The following is a 3,293-nucleotide window of genomic DNA, read 5'->3' on the forward strand; positions in this document are numbered from 1 at the left end:
TGGCTGCTTCAGCGCCGCGGCGAACGTCGCGCCGTAGGCATGCTGCGCGCCGGGCAGCCAGCGTGGCGCCAACCAGCGCCACGGCATGTGCGGCTGCAACACCTGCGCCTGGATCGGTGCCGCGGCCGGAAGCGCCAACGCGGCGGCCAGTGCCTCGGCCTGGCGGGCGTTGCCGGCGCGGCCATCGCTAATCGCCCAGGTCGCGTCCGATCGTTTCACGTTTGGTAGTAATCCGTTGCATCGCGGCCGGGTGTTGCGACAATCGTGCCACTCTACACTGGCCCCCTCGCATCGGGACGGCCCCACCGGCCTCCTGGCGCTTCCCTCGATCAAGGAACTTCCTCCATGTCCGACGCCTTGCACGACGCCGCCCTCGACCAGTTGTTCCGCACCGCACGCACCCAGAACGCGTTCCTGGACAAGCCGGTCGCCGAAGACACCCTGCGCGCCCTGTACGACCTGGTGAAGTGGGGCCCGACCGCGGCCAACGGCAGCCCGGCACGCTTCGTCTTCGTCACCTCGCCGCAGGCCAAGGAAAAGCTCAAGCCGGCGCTGTCCGAGGGCAACCTGGCCAAGACCCTGGCCGCGCCGGTCACGGTGATCGTGGCCCACGACGAGGACTTCCACGAGAAGCTGCCGTACCTGTTCCCGCACACCGATGCCAAGAGCTGGTTCGACGGCCCGCGCGAAGGCCGCAGCGAAGGCGCGCTCCGCAACGGCTCGCTGCAGGGCGCCTACTTGATCCTGGCCGCGCGTGCGCTGGGCCTGGATGCCGGTCCCATGTCCGGCTTCGATAACGCCAAGGTCGATGCCGCGTTCTTCGCGGGCACTGCGATCAAATCCAACTTCCTGGTCAACCTCGGCTACGGCGACCCCAGCGGCCTGTTCCCGCGCCTGCCGCGGCTGAGTTTCGACGAGGCCGCGCGCATCGAGTGAGCGCGCGCGTTCCGCTTTCGTGTCCCACCGCAGGCCCGCGCCTGCCGCAGTTTCGTCCCATCACCCCTCCAAGGAGTTCCACCATGACCAAGACCCGCAAACTGCTGCTCCCGCTCGCCATGGCCCTGGCCGTCGTCGTCGCCCAGCCAGCCACCAGCGCCTTCGCCGCGCCGGCCGCCGCCGCTGCCGCCGCCAAGGGCGTCTCCGGCACCTACACGCTCGACCCGGCCCACACCGACGTGCTGGTGCAGTGGAGCCACTTCGGCTTCTCCAACCCGTCCGCGCACTTCGGCGACGTCGACGGCACCCTGGTCTACAACGCCCAGGACGTGAGCAAGTCCAGCGTCAACGTGACCCTGCCGCTGTCCGGCCTCAACAGCTTCACCGACAAGTTCGACGAGCACCTGAAGAGCGCCGACTTCTTCGACGCCGCCAAGTTTCCCACCGCCACCTTCAAGAGCACCAAGGTGACCTCGGCCGGCGGCAACAAGCTGACCGTCGCCGGCGACCTGACCATCAAGGGCACGACCAAGCCGGTGGTGCTGGCGGTGACCCTCAACGGTGCCGGTCCGCACCCGATGAAGAAGGTGCCGGCGCTGGGCTTCGACGCCACCACCACGGTCAAGCGCAGCGACTTCGGCCTGGGCGCCTACGTGCCGAACGTCAGCGACGAAGTGAAGATCCGCATCACCACCGAAGCGCTGCAGGCAGCGGCCAAGTAAGGCCGCCTGCGGTCGCGGCGGCGGCGCTTCGCGCGCTGCCGCCTGCCGTAACGCAAACGCCCGCCATTCCGGCGGGCGTTTGTATTTTCGGGATCTCGCTGTGTGCAGTGCAATGAAACTGCGCGCGAAAGACGCACCGTAGGGGCGGCTTCAGCCGCGATGGCCTTACCGCGATGCCCTGGGCGAAGCTACATGCGCCCGAAGCGCCAAGCGCACCCTTACCCTCACCCCAACCCCTCTCCCGGTGGGAGAGAGGCTGTTGCGACGGATTGCCGTGTATTCCGTGCCGGCCATATTGCGCGTGCTTTTTGCTTTTTTCGACGCGGCTTTTAGTCTTCGGCCGCGTCCCCGCCGGCCTTCCAATACCCCGTCGCGCGGATCCACTCCTTGGGCACGCCCAGGTGGCCTTCGACGAACTTGCGCATCATCCGCGCGCGGGCCGATTCGCAGGCGATCCAGTAGAACGCGTCGCCCTCGGGCGGGTCGAAGTCGCGCAGCGCGCCTTCCAGCAGCTGGCTGCTGCGTGCGTCCACGCCGTTGCGCTCCAGCCAGGTGATGCGCAGCTCGGCGTCGCACTCCAGCGCTTGGCGGTCGGCGTAACCGGGAATCTCGATCAGCGCGTCGACTTCCGCGTTGGCCGGCAGGGTTTCCAGCCAGCGGCCGATCGCCGGCAGCGCGGTCTCGTCGCCGATCAGCACATAGGCATCGAAATCGTCGGCGGCGACGAACGAGCCGCGCGGCCCGCCGACCACCAGCGCATCGCCCGGGTCGGCTTTTGCCGCCCAGCGGCAGGCCGGGCCGTCGCCGTGCAGCACGAAGTCCAGGGTCAGTTCTTGCGCGTCGGCATCGTAGTGGCGTGGGGTGTAGTCGCGGGCGGGCGAGGGCAGCGCGTCGGCCGGATACACCGGGCCATGCTCGGTCATCGTCGGCAGCACGAACGCGCCTTCGGGATTGGGGAAGAACAGCTTGACGTGGTCGTCCGGCCCGGCGCTGACGAAGCCGTCCAGTTCGGGGCCGCCGACGACGATGCGGCGCATGTGCGGGGTCAGCGGTTGCGTGCGCAGCACCTGCAGATGGCGCAGGCGCAGCGGGTGGCGCAGCAGGCGGTGTTCGTGTGTCGCCATGGGAATCCTCGGAAGTGGGGGAGAGGGTTGGCGGGCGACGCGGACGCCGAAAACGCTAATGTCCGCGTGCTGGCTGGAAGGGGAATCAGGGTGCGTTGCCATCCATGCCGTCGGCGGCGGCATGCAACAGCGCGGCGACGCGCTCGATCTCGTCCGGGTCCCAGCGCCCGTGCCGCGCCAGCAGGCCGTGCTTGATGCGGCGCATCGCCTCGCGCACCGGCGCCGGCACGTTGGCGCGCACCAGGGCGCGCGCGCTGTGCTGGGTGCGCTGCAGCGCCGCGTCCACCTGCGCGCGCTCGGTGCGCACGAAGGCCTGGCCGGCTTCGGTGATGGCATAGCGTTTGCGCGTGGCGTCGGCATCCGCCTGCACCAGGCCCTGCGCTTCCAGTTGCGCCAGGGTCGGGTAGACCGTGCCGGCGCTGGGCGTGTACAGGCCATGGAACAGCTCGGCGACCGCGCGGATCAACTCGTAACCGTGGCGCGGCTGGGTCTCGATCATCGCCAGCAGCAA

The 3,293-nt window shown here is 69.1% G+C and carries 4 protein-coding genes and 1 pseudogene; 2 read left to right on the forward strand and 3 right to left on the reverse strand.

The window, feature by feature from the left end:
• Positions 1–219: pseudogene (locus tag D180_RS12150) on the reverse strand (ELM1/GtrOC1 family putative glycosyltransferase); the annotation flags it as partial.
• Positions 220–345: 126 nt separating this feature from the next.
• On the opposite strand from D180_RS12150, the gene D180_RS12155 reads away from it, so the two are divergent.
• A complete protein-coding gene (locus D180_RS12155) occupies positions 346–936 on the forward strand; it encodes a malonic semialdehyde reductase (protein ID WP_017913007.1) in 591 nt (196 codons plus the stop codon).
• Between the two features lie 83 nt (positions 937–1,019).
• Complete coding sequence (locus D180_RS12160; protein WP_017913008.1) at positions 1,020–1,658, forward strand: YceI family protein; 639 nt, start codon at positions 1,020–1,022, stop codon at positions 1,656–1,658.
• Positions 1,659–1,987: 329 nt separating this feature from the next.
• On the opposite strand, the gene D180_RS12165 is transcribed toward D180_RS12160, so the two are convergent.
• Both D180_RS12165 and D180_RS12170 read right to left on the reverse strand, forming a co-directional pair.
• Positions 1,988–2,782: a siderophore-interacting protein gene (locus tag D180_RS12165; protein ID WP_017913009.1), complete on the reverse strand. Its 795-nt coding sequence runs from the start codon at positions 2,780–2,782 to the stop codon at positions 1,988–1,990.
• An 85-nt stretch (positions 2,783–2,867) separates the two neighbouring features.
• On the reverse strand, positions 2,868–3,293 hold a 426-nt coding region (locus D180_RS12170), incomplete at its 5' end, for a PadR family transcriptional regulator (RefSeq protein ID WP_017913010.1).

The sequence above is a fragment of the Xanthomonas sp. SHU 166 genome, from assembly GCF_000364685.1.
Classification (GTDB): Bacteria; Pseudomonadota; Gammaproteobacteria; order Xanthomonadales; family Xanthomonadaceae; genus Xanthomonas_A; species Xanthomonas_A sontii.

What these genes read in the sequence shown, in the direction of transcription:
- D180_RS12155 (WP_017913007.1), top strand. Translation starts at nt 346, where the DNA reads ATGTCCGACGCCTTGCACGACGCCGCCCTCGACCAGTTGTTCCGCACC.
- D180_RS12160 (WP_017913008.1), top strand. Translation starts at nt 1,020, where the DNA reads ATGACCAAGACCCGCAAACTGCTGCTCCCGCTCGCCATGGCCCTGGCC.
- D180_RS12165 (WP_017913009.1), bottom strand. Translation starts at nt 2,782, where the DNA reads ATGGCGACACACGAACACCGCCTGCTGCGCCACCCGCTGCGCCTGCGC.